General features: G+C 62.8%; 18 protein-coding genes. All 18 read right to left on the bottom strand.

Annotation, left to right across the window (positions count from 1 at the left end):
• Positions 1-10: 10 nt before the first annotated feature.
• The 18 genes from rplX to rpoC all read right to left on the bottom strand — a co-directional run bounded on the left by rplX (position 11) and on the right by rpoC (position 14,921).
• Positions 11-328: a 50S ribosomal protein L24 gene (gene rplX / locus QP512_RS03905; RefSeq protein ID WP_004154490.1), complete on the bottom strand. Its 318-nt coding sequence runs from the start codon at positions 326-328 to the stop codon at positions 11-13.
• A gap of 16 nt (positions 329-344) precedes the next feature.
• A complete protein-coding gene (gene rplN, locus QP512_RS03900; RefSeq protein WP_004145357.1) occupies positions 345-713 on the bottom strand; it encodes a 50S ribosomal protein L14 in 369 nt (122 codons plus the stop codon).
• A gap of 11 nt (positions 714-724) precedes the next feature.
• A complete protein-coding gene (gene rpsQ / locus QP512_RS03895) occupies positions 725-994 on the bottom strand; it encodes a 30S ribosomal protein S17 (RefSeq protein WP_004154489.1) in 270 nt (89 codons plus the stop codon).
• A gap of 11 nt (positions 995-1,005) precedes the next feature.
• A complete protein-coding gene (gene rpmC, locus QP512_RS03890) occupies positions 1,006-1,191 on the bottom strand; it encodes a 50S ribosomal protein L29 (RefSeq protein WP_004154487.1) in 186 nt (61 codons plus the stop codon).
• Complete coding sequence (gene rplP, locus QP512_RS03885; protein WP_004154486.1) at positions 1,191-1,604, bottom strand: 50S ribosomal protein L16; 414 nt, start codon at positions 1,602-1,604, stop codon at positions 1,191-1,193. The genes rpmC and rplP overlap by 1 nt, the downstream gene beginning before the upstream one ends.
• Positions 1,605-1,609: 5 nt before the next feature.
• On the bottom strand, positions 1,610-2,344 hold the full coding sequence (rpsC, locus tag QP512_RS03880) for a 30S ribosomal protein S3 (protein ID WP_005415414.1): 735 nt from the start codon (positions 2,342-2,344) through the stop codon (positions 1,610-1,612).
• An 18-nt stretch (positions 2,345-2,362) separates the two neighbouring features.
• Positions 2,363-2,698 carry a 50S ribosomal protein L22 gene (gene rplV / locus QP512_RS03875; RefSeq protein WP_004145348.1) on the bottom strand — a complete coding sequence of 112 codons (336 nt, stop codon included), beginning with the start codon at positions 2,696-2,698 and terminating at the stop codon, positions 2,363-2,365.
• A gap of 12 nt (positions 2,699-2,710) precedes the next feature.
• Positions 2,711-2,980 (bottom strand): 30S ribosomal protein S19, encoded by a 270-nt coding sequence (gene rpsS, locus QP512_RS03870; RefSeq protein ID WP_004154485.1) that lies wholly within the window; start codon positions 2,978-2,980, stop codon positions 2,711-2,713.
• A gap of 6 nt (positions 2,981-2,986) precedes the next feature.
• The gene (gene rplB, locus QP512_RS03865) at positions 2,987-3,814 is read right to left on the bottom strand and encodes a 50S ribosomal protein L2 (RefSeq protein WP_004145339.1); all 828 of its coding nucleotides are present in this window, start codon (positions 3,812-3,814) and stop codon (positions 2,987-2,989) included.
• A gap of 10 nt (positions 3,815-3,824) precedes the next feature.
• Positions 3,825-4,124, bottom strand: a complete 300-nt coding sequence (gene rplW / locus QP512_RS03860; protein ID WP_004145338.1) for a 50S ribosomal protein L23 — start codon at positions 4,122-4,124, stop codon at positions 3,825-3,827.
• The gene (gene rplD / locus QP512_RS03855; RefSeq protein WP_049432779.1) at positions 4,121-4,726 is read right to left on the bottom strand and encodes a 50S ribosomal protein L4; all 606 of its coding nucleotides are present in this window, start codon (positions 4,724-4,726) and stop codon (positions 4,121-4,123) included. Before rplD ends, rplW begins: the two co-directional genes overlap by 4 nt.
• 12 nt (positions 4,727-4,738) lie before the next feature.
• Positions 4,739-5,389: a 50S ribosomal protein L3 gene (gene rplC / locus QP512_RS03850; RefSeq protein ID WP_004145336.1), complete on the bottom strand. Its 651-nt coding sequence runs from the start codon at positions 5,387-5,389 to the stop codon at positions 4,739-4,741.
• 11 nt (positions 5,390-5,400) lie between these two features.
• Positions 5,401-5,712, bottom strand: coding sequence for a 30S ribosomal protein S10 (rpsJ, locus tag QP512_RS03845; RefSeq protein WP_005408208.1), 312 nt, complete (start codon positions 5,710-5,712; stop codon positions 5,401-5,403).
• Between the two features lie 332 nt (positions 5,713-6,044).
• Positions 6,045-7,235, bottom strand: a complete 1,191-nt coding sequence (gene tuf / locus QP512_RS03840) for an elongation factor Tu (RefSeq protein WP_004154360.1) — start codon at positions 7,233-7,235, stop codon at positions 6,045-6,047.
• A 52-nt stretch (positions 7,236-7,287) separates the two neighbouring features.
• Positions 7,288-9,429 (bottom strand): elongation factor G, encoded by a 2,142-nt coding sequence (gene fusA, locus QP512_RS03835; RefSeq protein ID WP_010480354.1) that lies wholly within the window; start codon positions 9,427-9,429, stop codon positions 7,288-7,290.
• Between the two features lie 141 nt (positions 9,430-9,570).
• Positions 9,571-10,044, bottom strand: a complete 474-nt coding sequence (gene rpsG, locus QP512_RS03830; RefSeq protein ID WP_004145321.1) for a 30S ribosomal protein S7 — start codon at positions 10,042-10,044, stop codon at positions 9,571-9,573.
• A 12-nt stretch (positions 10,045-10,056) separates the two neighbouring features.
• Positions 10,057-10,431: a 30S ribosomal protein S12 gene (gene rpsL / locus QP512_RS03825; RefSeq protein WP_004145320.1), complete on the bottom strand. Its 375-nt coding sequence runs from the start codon at positions 10,429-10,431 to the stop codon at positions 10,057-10,059.
• Positions 10,432-10,700: 269 nt separating this feature from the next.
• On the bottom strand, positions 10,701-14,921 hold the full coding sequence (rpoC, locus tag QP512_RS03820; RefSeq protein WP_285317916.1) for a DNA-directed RNA polymerase subunit beta': 4,221 nt from the start codon (positions 14,919-14,921) through the stop codon (positions 10,701-10,703).
• Positions 14,922-14,962: the final 41 nt, after the last annotated feature.

Below are 14,962 nucleotides of genomic sequence, written 5' to 3'. Positions count from 1 at the left end.
TTCTCATTCCTCAGGCGTCGAGCGCCTCACCGCTGGAGCGGAACACACGCAGTTTGCGTCCATCCTCCAGCACCTTGAAGCCAACGCGTTCGCCCTTGCCCGAAGCCGGGTTCAGAACATTCACGTTGGAGATATGGATCGAAGCTTCGCGCTCGACCACGCCGCCGGCAACACCTGCCTGCGGGTTCGGCTTGGTGTGGCGCTTGACGATGTTCACGTTGGCGACGACCACGCGGTCGCCGTCGACGCGGACGACTTCGCCCTGCTTGCCCTTGTCCTTGCCAGCGTTGACGACAACCTGGTCGCCCTTCTTGATACGGTTAGCCATGATTATCTCCTGTCGCTCACAGCACTTCGGGAGCGAGCGAGACGATCTTCATGAACTTCTCCGAACGAAGTTCACGGGTCACCGGCCCGAAAATACGGGTACCGATCGGCTCCTGCTTGCTGTTCAGCAGAACGGCAGCGTTGCCGTCGAAGCGGATCAGCGAGCCGTCGGCGCGACGCACACCCTTGCGGGTACGCACCACGACGGCGTCATACACTTCACCCTTCTTGACCTTGCCGCGCGGAATCGCATCCTTCACGGTGACCTTGATGATGTCGCCGATGCCGGCGTAACGGCGCTTGGAACCACCCAGCACCTTGAAGCACATCACCTGCTTGGCACCCGAATTGTCCGCGACGTCAAGGTAGCTCTGCATCTGGATCATGATTCAGCTCCTTATTCAGCCGCGCGCGTGATGACTTCCACCACGCGCCAGTTCTTGGTCTTGGACATCGGAGCAATCTCGGTCACGCGGACGACATCGCCTTCCTTGCAGGCGTTGTCGGCATCGTGGGCGTGCAGCTTCGTCGAGCGCTTGATGTACTTGCCGTACAGCGCGTGCTTGACCTGACGCTCAACCAGGACGGTAACCGTCTTGTCCATCTTGTTGCTGACGACACGGCCTTCGACCGTGCGCAGCGTCTTCTTTTCAGTATTGTCGCTCATAGCGGCCATCCTTACTTCGTGCTGCCGAGCAGGGTCTTGACGCGAGCAATCTCGCGACGGACCCGGCGAATGTCGTGGGTCTTCGGCAGCTGGCCGGTGACCTGCTGCATACGGACAGAGAACTGTTCCTTACGCAGGTCGATCAGGTGGGCCTTGAGTTCGTCAGCCGACTTTTCACGGAGAGTTTTGATATCCATCAGCGCACCGTACGGGTCACGAAAGTGGTGGTGACCGAGAGCTTGGCGGCGGCCAGGCGGAACGCCTCGCGAGCCACTTCCTCGGAAACACCCTCGATTTCATAGATCATGCGGCCGGGCTGGATCTGGGCCACCCAGTATTCCACGTTACCCTTACCCGAACCCATTCGGACTTCGATGGGCTTCTTGGTGATGGGCTTGTCGGGGAACACGCGGATCCACATCTTGCCGCCGCGCTTGACGTAGCGGCTGATCGAGCGGCGGGCCGCTTCGATCTGACGCGCGGTCAGCTGACCGTGTGCGGTTGCCTTCAGGCCATACTCGCCGAAGCTGACAGCGTTGGCGCTCCAGCTCAGGCCATCGTTACGGCCCTTGTGTACCTTGCGGTACTTGGTTCGCTTGGGTTGCAACATTGTCGTTACCTCGCTTCACGGGCCGGGCGCTGACGGTCACCACGGTCGCCGCGATCGTGACGATCGTTGCGCGACGGGGTGTCGTCCTGCTTTTCCTGGCCAACCTGGGAGAAATCGAAGACCTCGCCCTTGTAGATCCAGACCTTGATGCCGATGATGCCGTAGGTCGTCTTGGCTTCAGCGAAGCCATAGTCGATGTCGGCACGCAGGGTGTGCAGCGGCACGCGGCCTTCGCGGTACCACTCCGAACGGGCGATTTCTGCACCGTTGAGGCGGCCACCGACGTTGACCTTGATGCCCAGGGCACCCAGGCGCATCGCGTTGCCGACCGAGCGCTTCATTGCACGGCGGAACATGATGCGACGCTCCAGCTGCTGGGCGATCGACTCGGCAACGAGCTGCGCGTCCAGTTCCGGCTTGCGCACTTCGGTGACGTTGATGTGCGCCGGGACGCCCATCATCTCGCTCACTTCCTTGCGCAGCTTCTCGATGTCCTCACCGCGCTTGCCGATCACCACGCCCGGACGGGCGGTGTGGATCGTCACGCGAGCGGTCTTGGCCGGACGCTCGATCAGGATCTTGCTGATGCCGGCCTGAGCCAGCTTCTTGCGCAGCATGTCGCGCACTTTCAGGTCGGCTGCCAGGTAACCAGCGAACTCGGCCTTGTTGGCGTACCACTTGGAGTTCCAGTCCTTGGAAATGCCGAGGCGGATACCAATCGGATGAACTTTATGACCCATGGTCTTTTCCTTATCCGCTTACTTGGCGGCGCCCACAACCACAGTGATGTGGCTGGTGCGCTTGAGGATGCGGGTACCGCGGCCTTTCGCCCGCGCCATGAAACGCTTCAGGGTCGGACCTTCATCAACCATGATGGTCTGAACCTTCAGCTCGTCGACGTCGGCGCCCTGGTTGTTCTCGGCATTTGCAATAGCCGACTCCACCACCTTCTTGATCAGGTGGGCAGCCTTCTTGTCCGAAAACTTCAGCAGGTTGACCGCACGCTCGGCCGGCAGACCGCGCACCTGGTCAGCGACCAGACGAGCCTTCTGCGGGGAGATGCGCGCAGTGCGCAGGATGGCTTTCGCTTCCATTGTCATCTCTCCTTACTTGCCCGACTTCTTGTCACCACCGTGACCCTTGAAGGTCCGGGTGATGGCAAATTCGCCGAGCTTGTGGCCGACCATGTTCTCGTTGACGAGAACCGGGATGTGGTTCTTGCCGTTATGCACGGCAATGGTGACGCCTACCATGTCAGGCAGGATCATCGAACGGCGCGACCAGGTCTTGATCGGCTTCTTGCTGCCCGCAGCGGCCTCCACCTTCTTGACGAGGTGGTGATCGACGAACGGGCCCTTCTTGAGTGAACGTGCCATGGTCGATTAGCCCCTACGATCGCGGACGATGAACTGCTGAGTGCGCTTGTTATGGCGCGTCTTGTAACCCTTGGTCGGGACACCCCACGGGGTGACCGGATGCGGGTTACCCTGGCCGGCCTTGGCCTCACCACCACCGTGCGGGTGGTCAACCGGGTTCATGGCAGCACCACGAACGGTCGGGCGGACGCCGCGCCAACGCTTGGCACCGGCCTTGCCCAGCTTTTCCAGGCTGTGCTCGTCGTTGCCGACTTCGCCGATGGTGGCGCAGCACTCGACCGGAACCTTGCGCATTTCACCCGAGCGCAGGCGCAGGGTGGCGTAGATGCCTTCGCGAGCCACCAGCTGCACGGCCGCACCCGCGGCGCGAGCGATCTGAGCGCCCTTGCCCGGCTTCAGTTCGATGCAGTGGATGGTGGTGCCGACCGGGATGTTGCGCAGCGGCAGGGTGTTGCCAGCCTTGATCGGGGCATCCGAACCGGCGATCACCTGATCACCAGCCTTCAGGCCCTTCGGGGCGATGATGTAGCGACGCTCACCGTCGACGTAGCACAGCAGAGCGATGTGGGCGGTGCGGTTCGGATCGTATTCGATGCGTTCCACGCGCGCCGGGATGCCCAGCTTGTTGCGCTTGAAGTCGATGATGCGGTAGTGCTGCTTGGCACCACCACCGACGTGACGCACGGTGATACGGCCATGGTGGTTACGACCACCCGAGCGGCTCTGCGACTCGACCAGCGCAGCGTGCGGAGCACCCTTGTGCAGGTCGGGAGTGACCACGCGCACGGCCGAGCGGCGGCCGGGGGAAGTGGGCTTGAATTTCATCAATGGCATGGGATGTACCTCAGGCCTTGGCCGTTACATCGATCGACTGGCCGTCGGCCAGGCGAACGTACGCCTTGCGCCAATCGCCGCGGCGGCCAGCACGGTTACGGAAGGACTTGTTCTTGCCCTTGACGTTGACCACGTTGACGGCTTCGACCTTGACGTCGAACAGCTGCTCAACCGCGGCCTTTACATCGGCCTTGGTGGCTTCGTTCGAAACTTCGAAGACATACTGGTTGGAGAGTTCCTGCAGGCGCGCGGTCTTTTCGGAGACACGCGGGGCACGCAGCACGCTGAAGATTTTTTCGTTGCTGTTCATGCCAGCCACTCCTCGACCTTCTTGACCGCGTCAGCGGTGATGACGACCGTGTCGGCACCCACCAGCGAGACCGGATCCAGACCCTGGACGTCACGCACCTGCACGTACGGCAGATTGCGGGCGGACAGGTACAGGTGCTCGGACGCTTCTTCGGTGACGATCAGCGGGCGCTTGCCCACTTCCAGGCCGGCCAGCTTGGCGATCAGACCCTTCGTGTTGGTCACTTCGACGTCGAAGGACTCCACGATGGTCAGACGGCCCTGACGGTTCAGCTCGGACAGGATCGCGCACATGGCGGCACGGTACTGCTTGCGATTGACCTTCTGCTCGAAGCTGCGCGGCTTGGCCGCGAAGGTGACACCGCCGCCGACGAAGATCGGAGCCGTCAGTGCGCCATGACGCGCGCCGCCGCCCTTCTGCTTCTTCGACTTCTTGGTGGTACCAGCCACTTCAGAGCGAGTCTTCTGTGCCTTGGTGCCGGCGCGACCGGCGTTGCGGTAAGCAACGACGACCTGGTGGACCAGATCTTCGCTGAAATCGCGACCGAACACGGCTTCGGAGACCGAGACCTTGTTGTTGCTACCCGTGATAACGAGTTCCATCGTCATCTCTCCTTATGCCTTGCTCGCCGGACGGACGATCACGTCGCCACCCGCCGCGCCCGGAACGGCGCCGCGAACCGCGATCAGACCGCGCTCGACGTCGACCTTGACCACTTCCAGGTTCTGGGTGCTCTGCTGCACCGCGCCCATGTGGCCCGACATCTTCTTGCCCGGGAAAACGCGACCCGGGGTCTGGCGCTGACCCAGCGAACCCGGCGCGCGATGCGACAGCGAGTTACCGTGGGTTGCATCGCCCATACGGAAGTTGTGGCGCTTGATGGTGCCCTGGAAGCCCTTACCCTTGGTGACACCCTGGACGTCGACGATCTGGCCGACTTCGAAGATGTCCGCCTTGACTTCGCCGCCAACGGCGAAATCGCCGAGCTGCGCGTCTTCAACGCGGAATTCCCACAGGCCACGACCCGCTTCCACCTTCGCCTTGGCGAAGTGGCCGGCTTCCGGCTTGTTGACCAGGGCAGCGCGACGCGCGCCGACGGTCACCTGCACGGCGCTGTAGCCGTCGGTTTCGACGGTCTTGATCTGCGCGATGCGGTTCGGGGTTGCTTCGATCAGGGTCACCGGGATGGAGCGGCCATCTTCAGTGAACACGCGGCTCATGCCGGCCTTGCGGCCCACGAAGCCCAACGAATACTTCTTCGTCATGGTCGTAGTCCTCAGGTCAGCTTGATCTGAACGTCGACGCCGGCAGCCAGTTCGAGCTTCATCAGCGCGTCCACGGTCTTGTCATTCGGGTCAACGATATCGAGCACGCGCTTGTGCGTGCGGGTCTCGTACTGGTCACGCGCGTCCTTGTCGACGTGCGGGGAAACGAGAACGGTGTAACGCTCGATCTTGGTCGGCAGCGGGATCGGGCCACGCACTTGCGCGCCGGTCCGCTTTGCCGTTTCAACGATCTCGCTGGCCGAACGGTCGATCAGACGATGATCGAACGCTTTCAGCCGGATCCGGATCTTTTGGTCCGCCATGGCGGTAGGTTCCTTCGTTAAAAGAGCGACAGACAAAGCCTCTGGGTTGCTTTGCCCCATGAAATTCCTGAATACGGACGGCCCACACTCCTGCAGGCCGACAAGGTCACTCCATAGACCTCAAAAACGTAGGCAGACCCGTTCCCAGGCCTGCCCAGACGTAGAAGCATAATGGCACGCAAGGCAGCTGTCAACAGTCGCCTGTTGACGCCGCCTGAATGGCATTGACCCTTCCTGGTCCGGGGAACACAAGGCACATCCTGTGCCTGCTTTCCCATTTGATACGCCCCGATGCCCTACCCAGGCAACATCGGGGCGCAGATACTACCAGATTACTCGATGATCTTCGAGACCACGCCGGCGCCGACGGTACGGCCACCTTCGCGGATGGCGAAGCGCAGGCCTTCGTCCATTGCCACCGGGTTGATCAGGGTGACGACCATCTTGACGTTGTCACCCGGCATCACCATTTCGACGCCTTCCGGCAGTGCAGCTGCGCCGGTGATGTCGGTGGTGCGGAAGTAGAACTGCGGGCGGTAGCCGTTGAAGAACGGGGTGTGACGGCCGCCCTCGTCCTTCGACAGGACGTAGACTTCGCCTTCGAACTTGGTGTGCGGCTTGATCGAACCCGGCTTGGCCAGAACCTGGCCACGCTCGACGTCGTCACGCTTGGTGCCGCGCAGCAGCAGGCCAGCGTTGTCGCCTGCCTGACCCTGGTCCAGCAGCTTGCGGAACATTTCAACGCCGGTCACGGTGGTCTTCTGCACCGGACGGATGCCGACGATTTCGATTTCGTCGCCAACCTTGATCACGCCGCGCTCGATACGACCGGTCACCACGGTGCCGCGGCCCGAGATCGAGAACACGTCTTCCACCGGCATCAGGAACGGCTTGTCGATCGCACGCTCCGGCTCCGGGATCCAGCTGTCCAGGGCGTCGACCAGCTTCAGGATGGCCGGCACGCCGATGTCGCTCTGGTCGCCTTCCAGCGCCAGACGGGCCGAACCGGCGATGATCGGGGTGTCGTCGCCCGGGAAGTCGTACTTGCTCAGCAGCTCGCGCACTTCCATTTCGACCAGCTCGAGCAGCTCGGCGTCGTCAACCATGTCGGCCTTGTTCAGGAACACGACGATGTACGGCACGCCGACCTGACGCGACAGCAGGATGTGCTCGCGGGTCTGCGGCATCGGGCCGTCAGCGGCCGAGCACACCAGGATCGCGCCGTCCATCTGGGCGGCACCGGTGATCATGTTCTTGACGTAGTCAGCGTGGCCCGGGCAATCGACGTGGGCGTAGTGACGAACCGGGGATTCGTATTCGACGTGCGCGGTCGAGATCGTGATACCACGGGCCTTTTCTTCCGGAGCGGCGTCGATCGAGGAGTAATCCTTGAACTCGCCACCGAAGCGCTCGGCACCGATCTTGGTCAGTGCAGCGGTCAGCGTGGTCTTGCCGTGGTCGACGTGACCGATGGTGCCGACGTTGACGTGCGGCTTGGTGCGCTCGAACTTACCCTTTGCCATTGTTCTATACCTTGATTGTTCGTAAGTGGTTTCAAGAGAGGCCGAGCGAGGCTCAGCCCTTCTTCATGACGGCTTCGGCGATGTTGGTCGGCGCCGGCTCGTAGTGATCGAATTCCATGGTGAAGGTGGCGCGGCCCTGGGTCTGCGAACGCAGCGCAGTGGCGTAACCGAACATTTCACCCAGCGGGATCATCGCGTTGATGATGCTGGCCGAACCGTCACCGGTGGTGTCGGAACCCTGCAGCACGCCGCGACGACGGCTGACGTCGCCCATCACGTCACCCTGGTAATCCTCCGGGGTCACGATCTCGACCTTCATGATCGGCTCCAGCAGCACCGGCTTGGCCTTGGCGAAGCCCTGCTTGAAGGCCATCGACGAAGCCAGCTTGAACGCCATTTCCGAGGAGTCGACGTCGTGGTACGAACCGAACACCAGCTTCACCTTGACGTCCACGACCGGGAAGCCAGCCAGCGGGCCGCTGGTGATGGTTTCGCGCAGGCCCTTTTCAACCGACGGAATGAATTCCTTCGGGATGACGCCGCCGGTGATGTCGTTGATGAACAGGAAGTCGTCCTTGATCATCGGAGCGATCTTCGGATCGGCACGGTCTTCAGCGGTGATCGGCGACAGTTCGATCACGACGTGACCATACTGACCCTTACCACCGGACTGCTTGGCGTGCTTGTAGTCCGACTTGACGTCAGCCAGGGTGATGGTTTCGCGGTAGGCCACCTGCGGCGCGCCGACGTTGGCTTCAACGTTGAACTCGCGCTTCAGGCGGTCGACGATGATGTCCAGGTGCAGCTCGCCCATGCCCGAGATGATGGTCTGGCCGGATTCCTCGTCGGTCTTGACGCGGAACGACGGATCTTCCTGCGCCAGGCGACCCAGCGCCAGACCCATCTTTTCCTGGTCCGACTTGGTCTTCGGCTCGACGGCCATCGAGATCACCGGCTCCGGGAACGTCATGCGCTCCAGGATGATCGGGGCGTCCACGGCGCACAGGGTGTCACCGGTGGTGGTGTCCTTCAGGCCCACGGCAGCGGCGATGTCACCGGCCAGAACTTCCTTGATTTCCTCGCGGTTGTTCGAGTGCATCTGCAGGATGCGGCCGATGCGCTCCTTCTTGCCCTTCACCGAGTTCAGCACGGTGTCGCCACCGTTCAGGGTGCCCGAGTAGACACGGAAGAAGGTCAGCGCGCCGACGAACGGGTCGGTGATGATCTTGAAGGCCAGCGACGAGAACGGCGCCTTGTCGTCCGACTTGCGGGTCATTTCGACGGTGTCGTCATCAACGTCCACGCCCTTCACGTCCGGCACGTCGACCGGCGACGGCAGCAGCTGGATCACGCCGTCCAGCATGGCCTGCACGCCCTTGTTCTTGAAGGCCGAGCCGCAGTACATCGGCACGATCTCGGTGGCCAGGGTACGGGTACGCAGCGCGTTGATGATTTCGGCCTCGGCCAGCTCTTCGCCGCCCAGGTACTTTTCCATCAGCTCTTCGCTGGCTTCGGCAGCGGTCTCGACCATGAACTGGCGAGCCTCTTCAGCCGGACCCTGCAGTTCGGCCGGGATTTCACCGTACTCGAACTTCATGCCCTGCGAAGCCTCATCCCAGTGGATGGCCTTCATCTTCAGCAGGTCGACGACGCCCTTGAAGTTGTCTTCAGCGCCGATCGGCAGCTGCATCGGCACGGCAACCGCGCCCAGCTTGGCCTTCAGCTGACCGACGACCTTCTGGAAGTTGGCACCGGTGCGGTCCATCTTGTTGACGAACGCGATGCGCGGCACGTGGTACTTGTTGGCCTGGCGCCACACGGTTTCCGACTGCGGCTGCACGCCACCGACGGCGCACAGGACGAAGACGGCACCGTCGAGCACGCGCAGCGAGCGCTCCACTTCGATGGTGAAGTCGACGTGCCCGGGGGTGTCGATGATGTTGAAGCGGTGCTCCGGCAGGGACTTGTCCATGCCCTTCCAGAACGCGGTGGTGGCAGCGGACTGGATCGTGATGCCACGCTCCTGCTCCTGCTCCATCCAGTCCATGGTGGCGGCGCCGTCATGCACTTCACCGATCTTGTGGCTCTTGCCGGTGTAGAACAGGATGCGCTCGGACGTGGTGGTCTTGCCGGCATCGATGTGAGCCATGATGCCGAAGTTACGGTAACGCTCGATGGGAGTGGAACGGGCCACGGGAGCCTCTCAGATTTCTTGGATTTCGGATGGCCGAACGCCGCCTTTCGGCGGCCTTCGGATTGGCGCAGTCTTTCTGGGACCGCGAGGCAGCACGCACCGAAGTGGTGCTGCCCTGCCTGTTTTACAAGGCCGTCAAACTCACCAGCGGTAGTGGGCGAAGGCCTTGTTGGCTTCGGCCATGCGGTGGGTTTCTTCGCGCTTCTTGATGGCCCCGCCACGGTTTTCCGAGGCGTCGATCAGTTCAGCAGCCAGCTTCTTCGGCATGGTGTTCTCACCACGCTTGCGCGCGGAGTCGATCAGCCAGCGCATGGCCAGGGCCATCTTGCGCGACGAACGCACTTCGACCGGCACCTGGTAGGTGGCACCACCGACGCGGCGCGACTTGACTTCGACCGCCGGAGCGACGTTGTCCAGAGCCTTCTGCACCAGTTCAATGGCGTTGGCGCTGCTGTTCTTCTCGGTGATCACGTCCATGGCGCCGTACACGATCTTTTCGGCGACGGACTTCTTGCCGCTCTGCATGACCATGTTGATGAAACGGGCGATGGTTTCGCTTCCGTGCTTCGGATCGGGCAGGACGGAACGCTGCGGAGTATTACCCTTACGCGACATTGTGCTCTCTCCTTATGCCTTCGGACGCTTGGCGCCGTACTTGGAACGGGCCTGGCGACGCTTGGCAACGCCGGCGGCGTCGAGCGAGCCACGAACGGTGTGGTAACGCACACCCGGCAGGTCCTTGACGCGACCGCCGCGGATCAGGACCACGGAGTGCTCCTGCAGGTTGTGGCCTTCACCACCGATGTAGGAAATCACTTCTTCCTGGTTGGTCAGGCGGACCTTGGCAACCTTGCGCAGAGCCGAGTTCGGCTTCTTCGGAGTGGTGGTGTAGACACGGGTGCAGACGCCACGGCGCTGCGGGCACTTGTCGAGCGCCGGCGAGGCACTCTTGTAGGTGGTCGCTTGCCGCGGCTTGCGGACCAGCTGGTTGATCGTCGCCATCAGTAGGTTCTTCTGATTGGTGGCCGGATAATCCGACCAGAGATGCGGAAATGTTAAAGCAGGCCAAAATTCTGGCCTGCTGAGACAGACGATTGTAGCAACCTGCCAGGAAAGCAGTCAAACGCCTTCTGTCAAGCCCGTTCCTGATCCCGGAACGTTACTGGGGGGCCTCCATGTACCCCGTTCAGGTTGGCGGGGTGAACCGCGAACGGCCCACCCTGCCCTGCCCCGGTCGCCCGGGTGGTCCGGCCTGAGGCCGGACCCGTGTTTCAGTCCTCCGAGGCCTGTTCAGCTTCGGCTTCAACCACCGGTGCCTCGACCGCGGCCGGGGTGCCGGCCAGGGTCTGCATTTCCGACTCGGTGAGACCGGAAGCGCCGCGACGGCGGTTGCTGTGGTACGCCAGGCCGGTACCGGCCGGAATCAGGCGACCCACGATGACGTTTTCCTTCAGGCCACGCAGGTTGTCCGAGGTGCCGCGGACGGCCGCTTCGGTCAGCACGCGGGTGGTTTCCTGGAACGACGCGGCCGAGATGAACGATTCGGTCGCCAGCGAGGCCTTGGTGATACCCAGCAGGACCGGATCGAAGTGCGCCGGCAGCTCGTTGCGGGCTGCAAGGCGGGCATTCTCCTCGATAACGCGCTGGCGCTCCACCTGTTCGCCGTTCAGGAACTTGCTGCTGCCCTGGTCGGTGATCTCGACCTTGCGCAGCATCTGGCGGGTGATGACCTCGATGTGCTTGTCGTTGATCTTCACGCCCTGCAGGCGGTACACGTCCTGGATTTCCTTCACCAGATAGGCGGCCAGCGGTTCGACACCCAGCAGGCGCAGGATGTCCTGCGGGCTCGGCTCGCCGTCCACGATGGTTTCACCCTTGGTGACATGCTCGCCTTCGAAGACGATGACCTGGCGGTACTTCGGGATCAGCTCTTCGTGCTCCGAACCATCGGTGTCCTTGATGATCAGGCGCTGCTTGCCCTTGGTGTCCTTGCCGAAGCTGATGATGCCCGAACGCTCGGCCAGCACTGCCGGATCCTTCGGCTTGCGCGCTTCGAACAGATCGGCCACGCGCGGCAGACCACCGGTGATGTCGCGGGTCTTCGACGCTTCCTGCGGAATCTTGGCGACCACGTCACCCACGCCGACGGCAGCGCCGTCCTGCAGGTTGACGATCGAGCGCGGCGGCAGCAGGTACTGCGCCGGCAGGTCGGTGCCCGGAATCGACAGGTCGTTGCCCTTGGCGTCGACGATGCGCACGATCGGGCGCAGGTCCTTGGCCTGGGTACCACGACGCTTCGGATCGGTGATTTCGCGCGACGCCAGACCGGTCAGCTCGTCGGTCTTCTCGATGACGGTGATGCCGTCGACGAAGTCGATGAAGCGGATGAAGCCGGCCACTTCCGACACGATCGGGTGGTTATGCGGATCCCAGTTGGCCACGGTCTGGCCCGCCTTGATCGCATCACCGTCCTTGGACGTGATGGTCGCACCGTACGGCAGCTTGTAACGCTCACGCTCACGGCCGTGGGCATCGAGCACCGAGATTTCGCCCGAGCGCGACACTGCCACCAGCGAGCCGTTGGCATGCTCGACCGACTTGAGGTTGCTGAACTTGACCGAGCCGGTGGTCTTGACGGTGATGTTGTCGACCGCAGCAGCTCGAGACGCCGCACCACCGATGTGGAACGTACGCATGGTCAGCTGGGTACCCGGCTCACCGATGGACTGGGCGGCGATGACGCCGACCGCTTCACCGATGTTGACCAGGTGGCCGCGGGCCAGATCGCGGCCGTAGCAGCGCGAGCAGACACCGAAGGCCGATTCGCAGGAGATGGTCGAGCGGACCTTGATGGTCTGCACGCCGGCATCTTCCAGCTTGGCCACCCAGGCTTCGTCCAGCAGGGTGTTGCGGGTCACGATCGGATCTTCGTCGTTGCCCGGCAGGAACACGTCCTCGGCAACCACGCGACCCAGCACGCGGTCCTTCAACGGCTCGACCACGTCGCCGCCTTCCACGATCGGGGTCATGATCAGGCCTTCGGTGGTACCGCAATCCACCTCGGTGATCACCACGTCCTGCGCCACGTCGACCAGACGACGGGTCAGGTAACCCGAGTTCGCGGTCTTCAGCGCGGTATCGGCCAGACCCTTACGGGCACCGTGGGTGGAGTTGAAGTACTCCTGCACGTTCAGGCCTTCGCGGAAGTTCGCCTTGATGGGCGTCTCGATGATCGAGCCATCGGGACGGGCCATCAGGCCGCGCATGCCGGCCAGCTGACGGATCTGCGCCTGCGAACCACGCGCACCGGAGTCGGCCATGATGTACAGCGAGTTCATCGACTTCTGGTCGATGGTTTCGCCCTTGGCATTGACCACCTTCTCGGTACCGATGGTGTCCATCATCGCCTTGGCGATGCGTTCATTGGTGCGCGACCAGATGTCGACCACCTTGTTGTAGCGCTCGCCGGCGGTGACCAGGCCCGACTGGTACTGCTCCTGGATTTCCAGCACTTCGGCTTCGGCCTCGGTGAGGATGCCCTTCTTCTCGTCCGGGATCAGCATGTCGTCGATGCCGATGGAGACGCCGGCGCGGGTCGCGTAGGCGAAGCCGGTGTACATCAGCTTGTCGGCGAACACGACCGTGTCCTTCAGGCCCAGCTGGCGGTAGCTGGAGTTGATCAGGCGGCTGATGTTCTTCTTGGTCAGCTCGACATTGGCCAGCGCGAACGGCAGGCCTTCCGGCAGGATTTCAGCCAGCAGGGCGCGACCGATCGTGGTGTCCACGATCGAGGTCTTGTTCTGCTTGTTGCCGTCTTCGTCGGTCACCACCTCGGTGATGCGGACCTTGACCTTGGCGTGCAATTCCACCACGCGGTTGTCGTAGGCGCGCTTGACTTCGGCGATGTTGGCGAAGGCCATGCCCTCGCCCTTCTTGTTTTCCAGCGAGCGGGTCATGTAGTACAGACCCAGCACGACGTCCTGCGACGGCACGATGATCGGCTCGCCGTTGGCCGGCGACAGGATGTTGTTGGTCGACATCATCAGCGCACGCGCTTCCAGCTGGGCTTCCAGCGAGAGCGGCACGTGGACGGCCATCTGGTCACCGTCGAAGTCGGCGTTGAACGCGGTGCAGACCAGCGGGTGCAGCTGGATGGCCTTGCCTTCGATCAGCACCGGCTCGAACGCCTGGATGCCCAGACGGTGCAGGGTCGGCGCACGGTTCAGCATCACCGGGTGTTCGCGGATGACCTCTTCCAGGATGTCCCAGACTTCGGCTTCTTCGCGCTCGACCAGCTTCTTGGCGGCCTTGATGGTGGTGGCCAGGCCACGACGCTGCAGCTTGGCGAAGACGAACGGCTTGAACAGCTCCAGCGCCATCTTCTTCGGCAGGCCGCACTGGTGCAGGCGCAGGTACGGGCCGACCACGATGACCGAACGGCCCGAGTAGTCGACGCGCTTGCCCAGCAGGTTCTGGCGGAAGCGACCCTGCTTGCCCTTGATCATGTCGGCCAGCGACTTCAGCGGGCGCTTGTTGGTGCCGGTGATGGCACGGCCACGACGGCCGTTGTCCAGCAGCGCATCGACCGATTCCTGCAGCATGCGCTTTTCATTGCGCACGATGATGTCCGGCGCGCTCAGTTCGAGCAGGCGGCGCAGGCGGTTGTTACGGTTGATGACGCGGCGGTACAGGTCGTTCAGGTCGGAGGTCGCGAAGCGGCCGCCGTCCAGCGGGACCAGCGGACGCAGGTCCGGCGGCAGCACCGGCAGCACGGTCATGACCATCCATTCCGGACGGTTGCCCGATTCCAGGAAGGCTTCGATCAGCTTGATGCGCTTGGTGAGGCGCTTGAGCTTGGTTTCCGAACCGGTAGCAGCGATTTCCTCGCGCAGGCGGGTCATTTCCGACTGCAGGTCGATCGTGCGCAGCAGTTCGTACACGGCCTCGGCGCCCATGGCGGCGTCGAAGTCGTCGCCGTGTTCCTGGCGGGCCTGCAGGTACTGTTCTTCGGTCAGCAGCTGGCGGCGCTCCAGGGCGGTCAGGCCCGGCTCGGTCACCACGTAGGCTTCGAAGTACAGCACGCGCTCGATGTCGCGCAGGGTCATGTCCAGCATCAGGCCGATGCGCGACGGCAGCGACTTCAGGAACCAGATGTGCGCGACCGGCGAGGCCAGGTCGATGTGGCCCATGCGCTCACGACGCACCTTGGCCAGGGTCACTTCGGTGCCGCACTTTTCGCAGACGACGCCGCGGTGCTTCATGCGCTTGTACTTGCCGCACAGGCACTCGTAGTCCTTCACCGGCCCGAAGATGGCGGCGCAGAACAGGCCGTCGCGTTCCGGCTTGAAGGTACGGTAGTTGATGGTTTCCGGCTTCTTCACTTCGCCGAAGGACCACGAACGGATCAGGTCCGGCGAAGCCAGCGCGATCTTGATCGCGTCGAAGTCCAGCGTCTGGCGCTGCTGGTTGAAGAGGTTGAGCAGGTCTTTCATGGTGTTCTCCAGAAGGAGGAATGCTGTGTCGATGGGCTTTC

This window comes from Stenotrophomonas sp. 57, from assembly GCF_030291075.1.
In the GTDB taxonomy this organism is placed as follows: Bacteria; Pseudomonadota; Gammaproteobacteria; order Xanthomonadales; family Xanthomonadaceae; genus Stenotrophomonas.
This window is presented reverse-complemented; position numbering and strand designations above follow the sequence as displayed.

Coding starts and splice junctions, on each gene's coding strand:
- rplX (WP_004154490.1), bottom strand. CDS start 328: ATGGCTAACCGTATCAAGAAGGGCGACCAGGTTGTCGTCAACGCTGGC.
- rplN (WP_004145357.1), bottom strand. CDS start 713: ATGATCCAGATGCAGAGCTACCTTGACGTCGCGGACAATTCGGGTGCC.
- rpsQ (WP_004154489.1), bottom strand. CDS start 994: ATGAGCGACAATACTGAAAAGAAGACGCTGCGCACGGTCGAAGGCCGT.
- rpmC (WP_004154487.1), bottom strand. CDS start 1,191: ATGGATATCAAAACTCTCCGTGAAAAGTCGGCTGACGAACTCAAGGCC.
- rplP (WP_004154486.1), bottom strand. CDS start 1,604: ATGTTGCAACCCAAGCGAACCAAGTACCGCAAGGTACACAAGGGCCGT.
- rpsC (WP_005415414.1), bottom strand. CDS start 2,344: ATGGGTCATAAAGTTCATCCGATTGGTATCCGCCTCGGCATTTCCAAG.
- rplV (WP_004145348.1), bottom strand. CDS start 2,698: ATGGAAGCGAAAGCCATCCTGCGCACTGCGCGCATCTCCCCGCAGAAG.
- rpsS (WP_004154485.1), bottom strand. CDS start 2,980: ATGGCACGTTCACTCAAGAAGGGCCCGTTCGTCGATCACCACCTCGTC.
- rplB (WP_004145339.1), bottom strand. CDS start 3,814: ATGCCATTGATGAAATTCAAGCCCACTTCCCCCGGCCGCCGCTCGGCC.
- rplW (WP_004145338.1), bottom strand. CDS start 4,124: ATGAACAGCAACGAAAAAATCTTCAGCGTGCTGCGTGCCCCGCGTGTC.
- rplD (WP_049432779.1), bottom strand. CDS start 4,726: ATGGAACTCGTTATCACGGGTAGCAACAACAAGGTCTCGGTCTCCGAA.
- rplC (WP_004145336.1), bottom strand. CDS start 5,389: ATGACGAAGAAGTATTCGTTGGGCTTCGTGGGCCGCAAGGCCGGCATG.
- rpsJ (WP_005408208.1), bottom strand. CDS start 5,712: ATGGCGGACCAAAAGATCCGGATCCGGCTGAAAGCGTTCGATCATCGT.
- tuf (WP_004154360.1), bottom strand. CDS start 7,235: ATGGCAAAGGGTAAGTTCGAGCGCACCAAGCCGCACGTCAACGTCGGC.
- rpsG (WP_004145321.1), bottom strand. CDS start 10,044: ATGTCGCGTAAGGGTAATACTCCGCAGCGTTCCGTCCTGCCCGATCCG.
- rpsL (WP_004145320.1), bottom strand. CDS start 10,431: ATGGCGACGATCAACCAGCTGGTCCGCAAGCCGCGGCAAGCGACCACC.
- rpoC (WP_285317916.1), bottom strand. CDS start 14,921: ATGAAAGACCTGCTCAACCTCTTCAACCAGCAGCGCCAGACGCTGGAC.